The organism is Bradyrhizobium sp. WSM2254 (assembly GCF_000472645.1).
Lineage (GTDB): Bacteria > Pseudomonadota > Alphaproteobacteria > Rhizobiales > Xanthobacteraceae > Bradyrhizobium > Bradyrhizobium niftali.
This window is the reverse complement of sequence record NZ_AXAB01000017.1, coordinates 96,203-111,048: the sequence shown is the minus strand read 5'-3', so window position 1 is coordinate 111,048 and position 14,846 is coordinate 96,203. Positions and strand designations below refer to the sequence as shown.

General features: G+C 65.4%; 13 protein-coding genes. 6 read left to right on the top strand and 7 right to left on the bottom strand.

The window, feature by feature from the left end; all coding sequences use genetic code 11:
• Positions 1 to 2 precede the first annotated feature (2 nt).
• The 3 genes from A3M7_RS0112540 to A3M7_RS0112530 are packed head-to-tail and all read left to right on the top strand — an operon-like array spanning position 3 to position 3,932.
• Positions 3 to 1,112 (top strand): microcin C ABC transporter permease YejB, encoded by a 1,110-nt coding sequence (locus A3M7_RS0112540; RefSeq protein ID WP_027544269.1) that lies wholly within the window; start codon positions 3 to 5, stop codon positions 1,110 to 1,112.
• A complete protein-coding gene (locus tag A3M7_RS0112535) occupies positions 1,112 to 2,290 on the top strand; it encodes an ABC transporter permease (protein WP_027544268.1) in 1,179 nt (392 codons plus the stop codon). Before A3M7_RS0112540 ends, A3M7_RS0112535 begins: the two co-directional genes overlap by 1 nt.
• A 4-nt stretch (positions 2,291 to 2,294) precedes the next feature.
• On the top strand, positions 2,295 to 3,932 hold the full coding sequence (locus A3M7_RS0112530; protein WP_027544267.1) for an ABC transporter ATP-binding protein: 1,638 nt from the start codon (positions 2,295 to 2,297) through the stop codon (positions 3,930 to 3,932).
• Positions 3,933 to 3,987: 55 nt separating this feature from the next.
• Here the strand turns inward: A3M7_RS0112530 and A3M7_RS0112525 are convergent, their stop codons facing one another.
• Together A3M7_RS0112525 and A3M7_RS0112520 are read right to left on the bottom strand one after the other, a co-directional pair.
• The gene (locus A3M7_RS0112525; RefSeq protein ID WP_027544266.1) at positions 3,988 to 4,842 is read right to left on the bottom strand and encodes a C40 family peptidase; all 855 of its coding nucleotides are present in this window, start codon (positions 4,840 to 4,842) and stop codon (positions 3,988 to 3,990) included.
• The gene (locus tag A3M7_RS0112520) at positions 4,835 to 6,208 is read right to left on the bottom strand and encodes a M17 family metallopeptidase (protein WP_027544265.1); all 1,374 of its coding nucleotides are present in this window, start codon (positions 6,206 to 6,208) and stop codon (positions 4,835 to 4,837) included. Before A3M7_RS0112520 ends, A3M7_RS0112525 begins: the two co-directional genes overlap by 8 nt.
• A 204-nt stretch (positions 6,209 to 6,412) precedes the next feature.
• Here A3M7_RS0112520 and A3M7_RS0112515 point away from each other — a divergent pair, with 204 nt between their 5' ends.
• The 3 genes from A3M7_RS0112515 to A3M7_RS0112505 all read left to right on the top strand — a co-directional run bounded on the left by A3M7_RS0112515 (position 6,413) and on the right by A3M7_RS0112505 (position 9,312).
• Positions 6,413 to 6,616, top strand: a complete 204-nt coding sequence (locus tag A3M7_RS0112515) for a hypothetical protein (protein WP_027544264.1) — start codon at positions 6,413 to 6,415, stop codon at positions 6,614 to 6,616.
• Positions 6,617 to 6,912: 296 nt separating this feature from the next.
• Entirely contained in the window at positions 6,913 to 8,409 is a 1,497-nt protein-coding gene (locus tag A3M7_RS0112510) for a metallophosphoesterase (protein WP_027544263.1), read from the top strand.
• Between the two features lie 90 nt (positions 8,410 to 8,499).
• Positions 8,500 to 9,312, top strand: a complete 813-nt coding sequence (locus A3M7_RS0112505; RefSeq protein ID WP_027544262.1) for a tetratricopeptide repeat protein — start codon at positions 8,500 to 8,502, stop codon at positions 9,310 to 9,312.
• A 61-nt stretch (positions 9,313 to 9,373) separates the two neighbouring features.
• On the opposite strand, the gene A3M7_RS0112500 is transcribed toward A3M7_RS0112505, so the two are convergent.
• The 5 genes from A3M7_RS0112500 to A3M7_RS0112480 are packed head-to-tail and all read right to left on the bottom strand — an operon-like array spanning position 9,374 to position 14,836.
• Positions 9,374 to 10,348, bottom strand: coding sequence for a type II secretion system F family protein (locus tag A3M7_RS0112500; protein ID WP_027544261.1), 975 nt, complete (start codon positions 10,346 to 10,348; stop codon positions 9,374 to 9,376).
• A gap of 9 nt (positions 10,349 to 10,357) precedes the next feature.
• The gene (locus tag A3M7_RS0112495; RefSeq protein ID WP_027544260.1) at positions 10,358 to 11,335 is read right to left on the bottom strand and encodes a type II secretion system F family protein; all 978 of its coding nucleotides are present in this window, start codon (positions 11,333 to 11,335) and stop codon (positions 10,358 to 10,360) included.
• Positions 11,336 to 11,351: 16 nt separating this feature from the next.
• The gene (locus tag A3M7_RS0112490) at positions 11,352 to 12,815 is read right to left on the bottom strand and encodes a CpaF family protein (protein WP_027544259.1); all 1,464 of its coding nucleotides are present in this window, start codon (positions 12,813 to 12,815) and stop codon (positions 11,352 to 11,354) included.
• Positions 12,816 to 12,836: 21 nt separating this feature from the next.
• A complete protein-coding gene (locus A3M7_RS0112485) occupies positions 12,837 to 14,105 on the bottom strand; it encodes an AAA family ATPase (protein WP_027544258.1) in 1,269 nt (422 codons plus the stop codon).
• On the bottom strand, positions 14,102 to 14,836 hold the full coding sequence (locus A3M7_RS0112480) for a CpaD family pilus assembly protein (RefSeq protein ID WP_027544257.1): 735 nt from the start codon (positions 14,834 to 14,836) through the stop codon (positions 14,102 to 14,104). Before A3M7_RS0112480 ends, A3M7_RS0112485 begins: the two co-directional genes overlap by 4 nt.
• Positions 14,837 to 14,846 lie beyond the last annotated feature (10 nt).

Genomic DNA, 14,846 nt, shown 5'->3' with positions numbered 1-14,846 from the left:
TCATGAGCGCGTATATCGCCCGCCGCATCCTCCTGATGATCCCGACATTGCTCGGGATCCTGTTCGTCTCCTTCGTCGTCGTGCAGTTTGCGCCTGGCGGTCCGGTCGAGCGCGTGATTGCGCAGCTCTCCGGCGCCGATACCGGCGGCACTTCGCGCATTTCGGGCGGTAGCGACTTCGCGCAGCGTGCGCCCGGGCAGGTCGGCGCCGGCGGCGATGCCATCAACTCGAAATATCGCGGCGCGCAGGGGCTCGATCCTGATTTCATCAAGAAGCTGGAGGCGCAATTCGGCTTCGACAAGCCGGCACCGGAACGCTTCGCGCTGATGGTGTGGAATTTCGCCCGCTTCGATTTCGGCAAGAGCTATTTTCGCGACGTCAGCGTGATACAGCTGATCAAGGAGAAGCTGCCGGTCTCGATCTCGCTCGGCATCTGGCTGACGCTGATCACCTATCTGATTTCGATCCCGCTCGGCATCCGTAAGGCCGTCAAGGACGGCACGCGGTTTGATACCTGGACGTCGACCATTCTCGTGCTGGGCTATGCCATTCCCGGCTTTCTGTTCGCAATCCTCCTCATCATCCTGTTTGCCGGCGGCTCGTTCTTCAACTGGTTCCCGCTGCGCGGATTGACCTCGGACGGCTGGTCGCAGTTTCCCTGGTACTGGAAGATCCTCGATTATTTCTGGCATCTGACGTTGCCGCTGATCGCCATGGGGCTCGGCGCGTTCACCACCATGACGTTCCTGACCAAGAATTCGTTCCTGGACGAGATTCGCAAGCAATACGTCATGACCGCGCGCGCCAAGGGCTGCAGCGAGGGGCGGGTGCTTTACGGCCACGTCTTCCGCAATGCGATGCTGATCGTGATCGCCGGGTTCCCCGGGACCTTCATCCACGCCTTCTTTTCAGGCTCGCTTCTGATCGAGACCATCTTCTCGCTGGACGGGCTCGGGCTGCTCAGCTTCGAGAGCGTGCTCAACCGCGACTATCCCGTGGTGTTCGGCACGCTCTACATCTTTTCGTTGGTCGGCCTCGTGATCAACCTGGTCTCCGACCTGACCTATATGTGGATCGACCCCCGGATCGATTTCGAGGCGCGGGAGGTCTGATGACGGTTATCGCGCCGACGCCGATCGAAACCACGACCCAGTCTCCGCTGGGCGAGGTCGTTCCGATCACGGGCAAGCCGTTCGCCCCTTCGCCGCTGAACAGGCGGCGATGGCAGAATTTCAAGGCCAATCGCCGCGGCTACTGGTCGTTCTGGATATTCATCGCCCTGTTCGTGGTCTCGCTGTTCGCCGAGCTGATCGCCAACGATCGGCCTTTCCTGGTCAAATTCGACGGCCGTCTCTATTGGCCTGCCTTCGTGACCTATTCGGAAACCACCTTCGGCGGCGATTTCGAGACGGCGGCCGACTACCGCGACCCCTACTTGCAGAAGCTCATCAAGGACAAGGGCGGCGCCATCGTCTGGCCCCTGATCCGCTATTCCTACGACACCCACAATCTCGACTTGCCGACGCCGGCGCCATCGCCGCCGACCTGGATGCTGACGGAAGCGCAGTGCAAGCTTGTCGTCGAGAAGAAGGGGCTGAAGAGCTGCCGCGACCTCGAATACAACTGGCTGGGTACGGACGATCAGGGGCGCGACGTGGTGGCGCGGCTGATCTATGGCTTCCGCATCTCGGTGCTGTTCGGCCTCTGCCTCACGATCATCTCATCCGTCATCGGCATCGCAGCGGGGGCGGTGCAGGGCTATTTCGGCGGCCGGGTCGATCTCATCTTCCAGCGCTTCATCGAGATATGGACGGCAATTCCGTCGCTCTACCTTCTCTTGATCCTGTCCTCGGTCCTCGTGCCCGGCTTCTTCGTGCTGCTCGGCATCCTGCTGCTGTTCTCCTGGGTCTCGCTGGTCGGCCTCGTGCGGGCCGAGTTCCTGCGCGGGCGCAACTTCGAATACATCCAGGCCGCGCGGGCGCTCGGCGTCTCCAACCCGGTCATCATGTTCCGCCACCTGCTGCCGAACGCGATGGTCGCGACCATGACGTTCCTGCCGTTCATCGTCTCCTCGTCGGTGATGACGTTGACGGCACTCGACTTCCTTGGCTTCGGCCTGCCGCCCGGCTCACCCTCGCTCGGCGAGCTGCTGTCGCAGGCCAAGTCCAATGTGCAGGCGCCGTGGCTCGGTTTCTCCGGCTTCTTCTCAGTCGCCATCATGCTGTCGCTGTTGATCTTCATCGGCGAAGCCGTGCGCGACGCCTTCGATCCGCGCAAGACGTTCAGGTAGGTCAATGGACGCGATCAACCAGCCCCTGCTTGCCGTACGCGACCTTTCGGTGGCCTTCCACCAGGGTGGTGCCACGACACTCGCGGTCGACAAGGTCTCGTTCCAGATCAAGCGCGGCGAATGCCTGGCGCTGGTCGGCGAATCCGGCTCCGGCAAGTCCGTCAGCGCGCTCTCGATCCTGAAGCTGCTGCCCTATCCGAACGCCTCGCACCCCTCGGGAAGCATCCGCTTCAAGGGACAGGAGCTGATCGACCAGTCCGAGCAGCAGATGCGGGAGGTCCGCGGCAGCGACATCTCCATCATCTTCCAGGAGCCGATGACCTCGCTCAACCCGCTGCACACGATCGAGGCGCAGATCGGCGAAATCATCCAGTTGCACAATCCGACCAGCAACGCACTGGCGCGCAAGCGGACGCTGGAGCTGCTGACCCAGGTCGGCATCCCCGATCCGGAGACGCGCCTCAACAGCTATCCGCACCAGCTCTCCGGAGGCCAGCGTCAGCGCGTGATGATCGCGATGGCGCTCGCCAACGAGCCCGACCTGCTGATCGCGGACGAGCCGACCACGGCGCTCGACGTCACCGTGCAGGCGCAGATCCTGGCGCTGCTTGCCGAGATCCGCGCGCGGCTCGGCATGAGCCTGCTCTTCATCACCCATGATCTCGGCATCGTGCGCCGCATCGCCGACCACGTCTGCGTCATGAAGAGCGGCGAGATCGTCGAGCAGGGACCGGTCGAGCAGGTGTTCAAGACGCCGAAGCACCCCTATACGCGCGACCTGCTCGCGGCCGAGCCGAAGCCCGATCCCGCGCCGCCGCAGCCGGGTGCGCCGGTGGTGATGTCGGCCGACGACCTGAAAGTGTGGTTTCCGATCAAACGTGGCTTGATGCGCAAGACGGTCGGCCACATCAAGGCGGTCGACGGCGTCAGCCTCGCCGTCCGCAAGGGCGAGACGCTCGGCGTCGTCGGCGAATCCGGCTCGGGCAAGACCACGCTGGGGCTGGCGCTGCTGCGGCTGATCTCCTCGAACGGGCGCATCGTGTTCCTGGGGAAAGACATCCAGGGCCTGCGCTTCAAGGAGATGCGGCCGTTCCGGCGCGACATGCAGATCGTGTTCCAGGATCCGTTCGGCTCGCTCAGCCCGCGCATGTCGGTCGCCGACATCATCGCCGAAGGCCTCTCCGTGCATCAGCCGAAACTGTCGCGCGAGGAGCGAGAGGCGCGCGTCGTCAAGGCGCTCGAGGACGTCGGGCTGAAGCCCGACACCCGCTACCGCTACCCGCATGAGTTCTCCGGCGGCCAGCGCCAGCGCATCAGCATCGCGCGCGCGGTGGTGCTGGAACCGGATTTCGTCGTGCTGGACGAGCCGACCAGCGCGCTCGACATGCTGTTCCAGGCGCAGATGGTCGATCTGTTGCGCGAGCTGCAGCGCAAGCGCGATCTCACCTACATGTTCATCTCTCACGATTTGCGCGTCGTCGCCTCGCTTGCCAGCCATCTCATCGTGATGCGCGGCGGCAAGGTGGTCGAGGAGGGGCAGGCGGCCGAGCTGTTCAAGAACCCGAAGAGCGACTACACGCGCGCACTGTTCGCGGCGGCGTTCCGGCTGGAGACGGCTGGGAATGGATCGGTGGCGACGTAGGAACTGCTGTCATTCCGGGGCGCGCGTGGCGCGTGCCCCGGAATGACTGGAATAATCAGAGCCGCTTGATCGCGACGACCTCGCTGCCGGCCTGCTTGATCCGCGCAATCGCCGGTTCGATCGGCTCGATCACCGTCGCCATATGATGCGCGTTGGCGTGAACCATGGTGCCGCCGTCGCGCACGATGGCGACATGGCCCTTCCAGAAGATCAGATCGCCGCGTTGCAGCTTGCTTTGTTCATGCGCCTCCAGGGCGCGGCCAAGGCCGGCCTGCTGCATGTCGCTGTCGCGCGGGCAGCCGGTGCCGGCCGCCGTCAGCGAGACCTGCACGAGACCCGAGCAGTCGATGCCGAGGCTGCTCTTGCCGCCCCAGAGATAGGGCGTGCCGACGAAGCGTTCGGCCACTGCGACGAAGTCCGGCTCGCGATGATCGAGTGGGGCGAGATGCGCCTTCGGCAGATAGGATCCGTCACGCGTCACCGCGAAGCTGCCGTCCTCGCGGGCCACCGCCAGCTTCGATCCCATCACGAGCGTGCCGGCTGGTGGCAGCTTGATCGAGGGGCCGGGGAACGCAAACGTCCTGAGCGCGCTGACCCTGTGCGTCGGGGCGGCCGTCGGCTTCATCAGCGCCGCATCGGGAAGCCAGCCGACATAACCGTCACCGCCAAGCTGGCCCCAGGCCCAGCCCTCGCCATTGCGATCGTAGACCGTGACGCGCTCGCCGCGCAGCGCCTCCGTCATCAGCATCGCGCCCGGGGACGGCTGCTCGCGCACCGCTGCAATCGCCTCCGTCACCTCGAATTCCTCGCCGGTGACGAAGCGCTCCGCCTGCACCTTGCCTTCGAGATATTTGGCGGCGAGGTCGGCCCGCGCCGGTGTCAGCCTTGGATCGTGTCCTGGATCATGCATAGCGCTCGCTCAGCAATGTGTAGATGGCGCGCGCGGCCTGGCACTCGCCGCCTTCGGGGCGCGCCGGCTTCGCCGACGGCGTCCAGCCATAGATGTCGACATGCAGCCAGCTCTTGGCCTGCTCGACGAAGCGTTGCAGGAACAGCGCACAGGTAATCGAGCCGGCAAAGCCGCCCGACGGGGCGTTGGTGATGGTGGCGGTCTTGGAGTCCAGCCACGCATCGTAGGGCGGCCACAGCGGCATGCGCCACAACGGATCGTTCTCCTTGACGGCGCAGCGCGCGACGTCTGCGGCAAGCGTCTCATCATTGGTGTAAAAGGGCGGTAAATCCGGCCCCAGCGCGACGCGTGCAGCTCCCGTCAGCGTGCCGAGATCGATCAGCAGGTCGGGCTTCTCCTCGTCGGCGAGCGCCAGCGCATCGGCGAGCACGAGCCGGCCTTCGGCGTCCGTGTTGCCGATCTCGACCGTGATGCCCTTGCGCGATGTAAAAATGTCGAGCGGGCGGAAGGCATTGCCAGCGACCGCATTCTCGACCGCCGGAATCAGCACGCGCAGCCGGACCTTCAGCTTCGCGTCCATCACCATGCGCGCGAGCGCCAGAACGTTGGCCGCGCCACCCATGTCCTTCTTCATGATCAGCATGCCGCTCGAGGGCTTCAGGTCGAGCCCGCCGGTGTCGAAGCACACGCCCTTGCCGACCAGCGTCACCTTGGGATGGGCGGGATCGCCCCAGCCGATGTCGATCAGCCGCGGCGCGCGGTCCGAGGCCATGCCGACGGCGTGGATCAGGGGAAAATCTGTCCTCAGATCCTCGCCGATGGTGCAGGCAAAGGTCGCGCCGAATTCGCTGGCGAGCTCCTGCGCGGCTGCAGCGAGCTCCTCCGGCCCCATGTCGTTGGACGGCGTGTTGATGAGGTCGCGCGCCAGCATCGCGGCATCCGCCATGCGGTCGATCTCGACGGTGTCGACGCCGTCAGGCGGCACCAGGCGGACATCGGGTCTATCCGCCTTGCGGTAGCGGGCGAAGCGGTAGCAGCCGAGCGCGAAGGCGAGTGCGGCGAGCCGCGCATCGTGCGGTGCATTGGCAAAGCGATAGGTGCCCGGCGGCAGCAGGCCGGGCAGGGCGCCCGGCCGGAACGGGTCGCGGGATCTTGCGCCCTCGTCCTCGAGGCCGAACAGCACCTGCGCGATCGCACCGTCGGGGGCGGGCAGGGCGAGATAGCCGCCCGGCTTGGCGGTGAAGGCGCTCGCCGTTGCGAACTGGCGTTGCGCCGGCGGCAGCGTCTCGGCGACCTGATCCCAGCTCGACTTGGTGACGAAGGTGATCGGGATGGCGGTCGGCGACGTCTCGAAGACAGAAGGCATTGGCGGGTCCGGGTCGTCAGATCAGGCTGGTTATGCGGATGAAGGAGACTTCGCAGAGTTTTGCCGTGGCCGCAATCGGCTTTGCCGTCACCGTTGAGCGAGCCGCTACTCGCAGCACGGGGCCCATGCTAGGTTCCGGCAACGGCCGCCAGATGCAAACGGATCGCCGGCGGCCGAAGGCGAAGCCTGCCGGGAGGAAATGCAATGGACGTCGTGTGGAGCATGGTCACATTCATCGGCCAGGCCGTCGAGGCGATCTTCAGCTATGTCGAGCATCATCATTGGATCTTCGCGTTTCTTGCCGGCGGCTACGTCTTCTATCTCCACGACCGCTCCGTACACGCGCGCTTCGATGCGCTCGACAAGCGCGTCGACGAAATCCGCAAGCGGCTTGCCATCGAATATTGATCCGGTGAAACGAAACCGGCGACGGGCAGATCTCGTATCCATCCGTGCAGAGAACTGCCGTTCACGCGCGCACGGCCGCAGGGCTTTACTAGCGCTGTGGTTGTGGCATTATCGGAGAATATTTCAGATTGCGCCGCTCGACTCTGAACGCATCGAGTGCAGGAACGCAGTGGCACGCGGTTGATACTTGCCCCGGGGTTTGTCCTCGCCCGGGCCGAGACCGGCCTGAACCCGTTCGTCGCAGGAATTTCTCTCATCGTATTGGGCGGCGCAGCATCCGCAACGAGCGGCGCAAGATGGATAGATCGTTCGTTATTGCGCAGATTTCCGACCTGCATCTGGACGGGTCAGGGCGGCTGCTTGCGACGATCGAGACACTGAGTGCCGCTCTGCGCGAGAGGATGGCGGCCTTCGCGGACGTTCCCGATCGCATCCTGCTGATCACAGGCGATCTCGTGGACGACCCGACGCCGCGCGCGCTCGACGAAGCGCTCGCCGTCATCGCGTCCTTCCGGCGGAGCCGTGTGTTCACCGACATCCAGGCGATTGCCGGCAATCACGACGCCAAGCGTCCGAGCCAGCGCGCGGGCCGCCACGACGTCTATGACTACCTGCATCTGCCGCGGACCTCGAAGAGCGTCTATTACCGCCACGCCGGCCTCGATCTGGTGCTGCTGGATTCCAACCGCGCCAGCCTCACGACGCTTGCGAGCGGCAATATCGACCAAGGCATCTACCACGCCATGGTTGCGGATTCCGCCCGGCTGAGCGTCGAGCTTGCGGGCAGCCTTGGATCGGCTGGACGCGCCGATTACGCCGAGCCGGCGGACAACCTCGTGCGGGTGCTGGCGCTGCACCATCACCCGCTGCCGCAGGCGACCGGCGAAGGCAAGCGCTTTCTCGGCACCCCCGATGAACCGCTGATGTATCTCGCCGCGCCCGCGACCTTCCTCGAAGCGGCCACCTCGCTTAACGTCGATCTGGTCCTGCACGGTCACCGGCATGTCGAGGGGCTGACCCGCTACTCGATTCCGGATCCGCGTGCGACGCGGAGCAGGGGCGATGAAGCGTTCTGGCGCACGATCTACGTACTGTCCTGTCCGTCCTCGACCGGGCAGGGCGGCGACGATGCCGGCTTCAACATCGTCCATTTCGGTCCAATGTCCGATGCAGGCAACTCCGAACATGGATTTGCGATCGCGCGCTATTCGCGGCCGCGCAACGATGGCGGCTTCCGCCTGCTCGACTCGAATCTGCCGGGCGGCATCATCTGGTTGCCGGCACGGCGGGATTATTCCCGCGACCCGGCCGTCCAGTCGGCAATCGAGATCGCTTCAATCGCGACGCTGAAGCGGGATCAGGTCGCCGCATTGGCTCGCCGCCTCCTGATACGCCGCGCATTCTATGCATGCGGCGAGCCGGACTGGGCGAATGCGCTCCACGCCTATCTCGTCACCTCCCATGTCTGGGCCGATCTCGACGGCAAGTTCTCGAGGTTCGCGCGCAAGCATGAGGCCGATGCGGTTGCCGCGGTGACCGTGCTGCTGTGCCGGCTGATCGGGCAATCCGCCGGCGTGCTCGGCATCGATCCGCTTCGGCTTGACGAGCTCCGGGCGAAGCGTCTGGTCAATCGCGACGACCTCCGGCGCGAATGGCCCGGGATGCCGCGCACGGACGTCGACGTCGAGGCGCAGGAAAGGCTGCAATTGCTGCGGGACCTGAACGAGCAGGTGAAGGCGCTCGGCCTCGACCTAGGTCTCGGCGGAGAGGTGCCGCCGCAGACGCCCCCGTGAGGAGGCACCCCGGCGTTAACCGGCCATTAGGGTTAACAGTCTATTGCTGGCGCGTTCGGCTCGATCCATCCGCGCGAGAGTCAAAGCGTCATGCGTCAACAGTTCAGTCCTGCCCGGCTTCTCGCATCTGCCTCGCTCGTCGCGGTGGTGGCCATGAGCCTCGGCGGCTGCACGGCAATGTCAAAGCTCTCCGACGTCACCGGCTCGATCGGGTCGCGCGCGGAGGCCCCTCCCAGCGATCCCGCGCGCGCCGCCGAAGTCTATGGCGAGCGTTATCGTGCCAATCCCAAGGATGCCGAGGCCGCGCTCGGCTATGGCCAGGCCTTGCGCGCCAACGGCCAGCGCGCCCAGGCCGCCGCCGTCCTCGAGCAGGCGACCATCGCCAATCCCGGCAACAAGCCGCTGCTCGCCCAGTACGGCCGTGCACTCGCCGACAACGGCAATTTCCAGCAGGCCTTCGACGTGCTGTCGAAGGCGCATTCTCCCGACAATCCGGACTGGCGCCTGCTCTCGGTGCAGGGCACGGCGCTCGATCAGATGGGCCGTCACGAGGAGGCGCGCTCCTACTATGCGAGTGCGCTGAAGATCGCGCCGGGCGATCCCGGCGTGCTCTCCAATGTCGGCCTGTCCTACATGTTGTCGAAGGACCTGCCGAAGGCCGAGGAGGCGTTGCGGCAGGCCCACGCCTCGCCGCGCGCGAGCGCGCGGGTGCGGCAGAATCTTGGCCTGGTCGTCGGTCTCCAGGGCCGCTTTGCCGAAGCCGAAACCATCGTGAAGGCGGACCTGCCGCCGGAACAGGCCGCGGCCAATGTCGCCTATCTGAAGGAAATGCTGAGCCGCAACGACGCCCCGCGCGGTACGCCGAAGCGGACTCCGGTCGCCGCGCTCACCCGGCCCGACTGATCCGACCTGATCGTCTCATCCTGAAGCCGCTCGCGCGAACCGCGTGCGGCCACGTCTTGCGTTATTGCATCTCGGAGATCTTGATGCCGGTCGGCCCGAGAATGACGACGAACAGCACCGGCAGGAAGAACAGGATCATCGGCACCGTCAGCTTCGGCGGCAGCGCGGCGGCCTTCTTCTCGGCCTCGTTCATGCGCATGTCGCGGTTTTCCTGCGCCATGACGCGCAGGGAATGTCCGAGCGGAGTGCCGTAACGTTCCGCCTGCTGAAGCGCCAGACACACCGACTTGACGCCCTCGAGCCCGGTGCGTCGCGCCAGGTTCTCATAGGCGACCTTGCGGTCCTGCAAATAGGACAGCTCGGCGGTGGTCAGCGTGAACTCTTCCGACAGCGCGATCGACTGGCCGACGATCTCGGTGGCGACTTTCCGGAACGCCATTTCGACCGACATGCCGGATTCGATGCAGATCAGCAACAGGTCGAGCGCGTCGGGAAAGGCGCGCTTGATCGAGAGCTGGCGCTTGGAGATCGCGTTCCTGAGGAACAGCATCGGGGCCTGAAGCCCGAGATAGGCGGCGCCGACGCAGATGCCGATCTTGACCGGCGTCGGTTTGTCCATATGCGCGATCAGGAACACGTACAGGACCGAGCCCACGAACAGGGTGAGCGGAGCGACCATGCGCGCAAACAGGAAGGTGATGTACGGCGCCTGACCGCGGTAGCCGGCCATGATGAGCTTGTCGCGGGCCGCCTCCTGCGCGAGCCATTTGGTGAGGTTGAAATCCTCGACGACCTTGGAGACGAGCTGCTTCGGCGTCTGGCGCAGCGAGACCTTCTCGCTCTTGTTGAGGCGCTCGCGCTCGCGCTGCCGGATCCGTTCGCGCTCGCTCGCCACCGCCTTCATGCGCTTGGAGAGGCCCTCGCCTGCGAACAGGGGCATCACCAGCGTATAGACGGTGGCGCTGGCGGCGATGGCCGCCAGCAGCATGGTCATGAAGCGGACGTCATGCAGTTTCGAAACGAGAAATTCGACCATACGCCACCGTCAGAAATCGAAGTTGATCATCTTCTTCATCACCATGATGCCGATCGACATCCAGACGACGCAGGCGACCAGCATGAGCTGGCCGGTAGGATGGGTCCACAGCAGGGAGATGTAGTGCGGTGTCGTGAGATAGACGAGGAACATCACGATCGGCGGCAGCGAGCCGATGATGCCGGCCGAGGCCTTGGCCTCCATCGACATCGCCTGGATCTTTTCCCTCATCTTCTTGCGGTCGCGCAGCACCTTGGAGAGGTTGCCCAGCGCTTCGGAGAGGTTGCCGCCCGACTTCTGCTGGATCGAGATCACGATGCCGAAGAAATTCGCTTCCGGCAGCGGCATGCGATCGTAGAGGCGCGAGCAGGCTTCGCCGAGCGGCATGCCGATCGCCTGTGTCTCGATGATGGCCAGGAACTCGCTGCGCAGCGGCTCGGGCGAATCGGCGGCGACCACCTTGATCGATTCGAACAGTGGCAGGCCCGCCTTGATGCCGCGGACGATCACGTCGACGGCGTCGGGCAGCGCCGCCAGGAATTTGTTTTCGCGGCGCTTCTTCAGGAAGCTGAGTGCCCAGCGCGGCAGGCCGAAGCCGCCGGCGAAGGCGAGGCCGGCGGCGCCGAGCAGGCCGCCACCGACGAACATGGCAACCGCGAACAGCACGCCCGCCACGACGGCGGACGCGATCCAGAATTTCTGCGGCGTCCAGTCCAGCCCCGCCTGCGACAGGCGGACGCTGAGCGGAACGCTCTTCTCCTGCTGACGTCGGGCCTCGAGATCCTTCAGCGAAGTCTCGACCTGTTCACGGCGCGAGCGCTGGCTCTTCTCGGTCTGCTTGGCCATGGGCGCGTCGGCGCGCGCGATCGAGGCGCGGCGGCTTTCCGCCTTCCGCTCCCCGGATATCAACGGATAGAGGAAGACCCAGGCGATGCCGCCGACAGCGGCGGTGGCGAGGAAGGCGAGGGCGAGGACCTGCATGTTCATGGCGGCGCTGACCTGCTCACGTCTGCTGCGCCACTTCGGCCGCGTCGAGCGCGGCGCCAAGGCGCTTCTCCTCGCCGTAATAGCGAGCGCGTTCCCAGAACTTCGGACGGCCGATGCCGGTCGAGCGATGCCGCCCGATGATCTTGCCGTTGGCGTCCTCGCCGACCATGTCGTAGAGGAAGATGTCCTGGGTGATGATGGTGTCGCCTTCCATGCCCATCACCTCGGTGATGTGGGTGATGCGGCGCGAACCGTCGCGCAGGCGCGCGGCCTGGACGATGACGTCGATCGAGGCGCAGATCATCTCGCGGATGGTCCGCGACGGCAGCGAGAAGCCGCCCATCGTGATCATGGATTCGCAGCGCGACAGCGCCTCGCGCGGGTTGTTGGCGTGCAGCGTGCCCATCGAGCCGTCATGGCCGGTGTTCATGGCCTGAAGCAGGTCGAATGCTTCGGGGCCACGGACTTCGCCGACGATGATGCGTTCGGGGCGCATACGCAGGCAGTTGCGCACCAGCTCGCGCATGGTGACCTGGCCTTCGCCCTCGATGTTGGGCGGACGGGTTTCCAGCCGCACCACATGGGGCTGCTGGAGCTGGAGCTCGGCCGCGTCCTCGCACGTGATTACGCGCTCGTCGTGCTCGATATAATTGGTCAGGCAGTTGAGCAGAGTGGTCTTGCCCGAGCCGGTACCGCCGGAGATCAGCACGTTGCAGCGGACGCGGCCGATGATCTGGAGGATTTCCGCACCCTCCGGCGAGATTGCGCCGAACTTGACGAGCTGATCCAGCGTCAGCTTGTCCTTCTTGAATTTGCGGATGGTGAGTGTGGGCCCGTCGATCGACAGCGGCGGCACGATGGCGTTGACGCGGGAGCCGTCGGCGAGACGCGCGTCGCAGATCGGCGAGGATTCGTCGACACGCCGGCCGACCTGGCTGACGATGCGCTGACAGATGTTGAGGAGCTGCTGGTTGTCGCGGAAGCGGATGCCCGTGCGCTGGATCTTGCCGGCGACTTCGATGTAGACGGTGTTGGCGCCGTTGACCATGATATCCGCGATGTCGTCGCGCGACAGCAGCGGCTCGAGCGGACCGTAGCCCAGAACGTCGTTGCAGATGTCGTCGAGCAGCTCTTCCTGCTCGGCGATCGACATCACGATGTTCTTGATCGCGATGATCTCGTTGACGATGTCGCGGATTTCCTCGCGGGCCGACTCCGAGTCGAGCTTGGCGAGCTGGGCGAGGTCGATGGCCTCGATGAGCGCGCCGAAGATGGTCGCCTTGACCTCGTAGTAATTGTCCGAGCGGCGGGTTTCCATGGCCGGCGCAGGCCTCGCCGGGGCAAGCGGCGGCGAGGCGACGACCGGCGGGGGCGGCGCGCGCGACACCGTCGGCGCCGGAGCCGGGGCAGGCTCTGGCGACACGGCGCCGGGCTTTGGGGCCCGAAGGTCGGTGTCTGTTCCGCTACGCTTACCAAACACTTAACGACTCCATGCGGCGGCTTATTTTCCCCGCAACTTCTCAATCAGGGGTGAAAGCAGGGACGATTTTTGTTTCTTCGTTTCGCTGCGGCCGGTCAGGCGCTGGGCGATCTGGAGGAACATCTCGATCGACTTGTGGTTGGCGGAGATCTCCGCGATCATCTGGCCGTTGTTGGCTGCCGAGCCGAAGATCTGCGGCTCGAACGGGATCGAGACGACCGGCTGGCTCTCGATCGCCTTGGCGAACTCGGCAGCGGCGATTTCGGGACGTTTCGGCACTCCGACCTGGTTCAGGCAGTAGAGCGGCGGCCGGTCGTTGGGGCGCGCGGCTTTCAACAGGTCGAACAGGTTCTTGGCATTGCGCAGATTGGCAAGGTCGGGCGCCGCCACGATCAGGATGTCATCGGCCCCGATCAGAGCGCGCTTGGTCCAGCCCGACCATTGGTGCGGGATGTCGAGCACGATGCAGGGCATGGTGGAGCGCAGCGTGTCGAATACGGCATCGAAGGCATCGGTGCCGAAATCATAGACCCGGTCGAGCGTCGCCGGCGCCGCCAGCAGGCTGAGGTGGTCGGTGCATTTCGACAGCAGGCGGTCGATGAAGGCGGTATCGACGCGATCGGGCGAGAACACGGCGTCCGCAATGCCCTGCGGCGGGTCCTGGTTATAGTCGAGCCCGGCGGTGCCGAAGGCGAGGTCGAGATCGGCGACGACCGCGTCCATCGCGAGGTCGCGCGCGATCGCCCAGGCGACGTTATGGGAGATGGTGGACGCGCCGACGCCGCCCTTGGCGCCGACCACGGCGATGATGCGGCCGACCGCCTTTGCTTCCGGCGCGGAGAACAGGTTGCAGATCGAGCGCACGACGTCGATCGCGCCAACCGGCGCGAGCACGTAGTCGCTGACGCCGCGGCGCACCAGCTCGCGATAGAGCATGACGTCGTTGATGCGGCCGATCACGACCACACGGGTGCCGGCGTCGCAGACGGTGGCGAGCTGGTCGAGCCCGCCCAGGAGGTCGTTGCGGCCGTCGCTCTCGAGCACGATCACGTTCGGCGTGGGCGCCGAGCGGTAGGCTTCGACCGCAGCCGCCATGCCGCCCATCTGGATCTTCAGGTGGGCCTTGCCGAGACGGCGATCCTCGCCGGCCGACTGTACCGCGGCAGCAGTTTCCACGGTCTCGCAGAAAGCCTGGACCGAGACGCGCGGCGCAGGCGCAATATGCTCCTCGACCGGTGGCGAAGCTGCTTCCGGCTGCTCTTCGTGTGGTTGCCTGGCGTAGCTGATCATCTGCCGGTGTCGCTGAGTTTGGCCTTGTCGGCCTCAGGATAGGCGACCGCCGTCGGTACTCCCTTGCGATACTTCTCGAACGCAGCGGTGCGCCGTATCGTATAGGAGGGAGTCTCCGGCCGCGGCTGCTCGAGGTCCGACGGATTGTCGACCATGGCTGCGAGGTTGCGCTGATAGGCGCAACCGTAATTGTAGTATTCCTTGTTCTCGAACCAGCTCTTGTTCTTGATCGAGGGGCCGATGTCCTCCGGCCACAGCCCGCAGGGGCCCGCGACCGCGGCGATCTTGGAATAGGTCAGCCGGATCGGCGGCAGGAAGCGCTTGTCTTCCGGCTGGTAGGGGCGGGCGATGATGCCGCGTGGCGGAACGCCCGCCGCCGCCAGCATCGCCTGGATCTCACGCATCGACTCGGCGACCGGACGCGCGTTGGGCGTCCCGGACGGCACGTCGATATGGATGGCGCCGGTGCCTTCATGCAGCCAGGCCGATGCCAGACCCATCACGTCGGCGCGCTGGGCCGCGGTCAACCCGCCGCGGGCGTGGCCGACGAAGACGACGATCGAACGGTTCTGCTCCTCGATCGCGATCGGATGACGCTGCTTGTAGCTATCGGGAATGGAGGCGGTGACCGCTTCGTCGTGCTGGCAGCCGCCGAGCGCAAGCGCAATGCCGACGAGCGCGCCACCGAAGCCGATGGCGCCTCTGCGAATCTGGGGTGGTCTTGTGGTCATAACGAAGTCC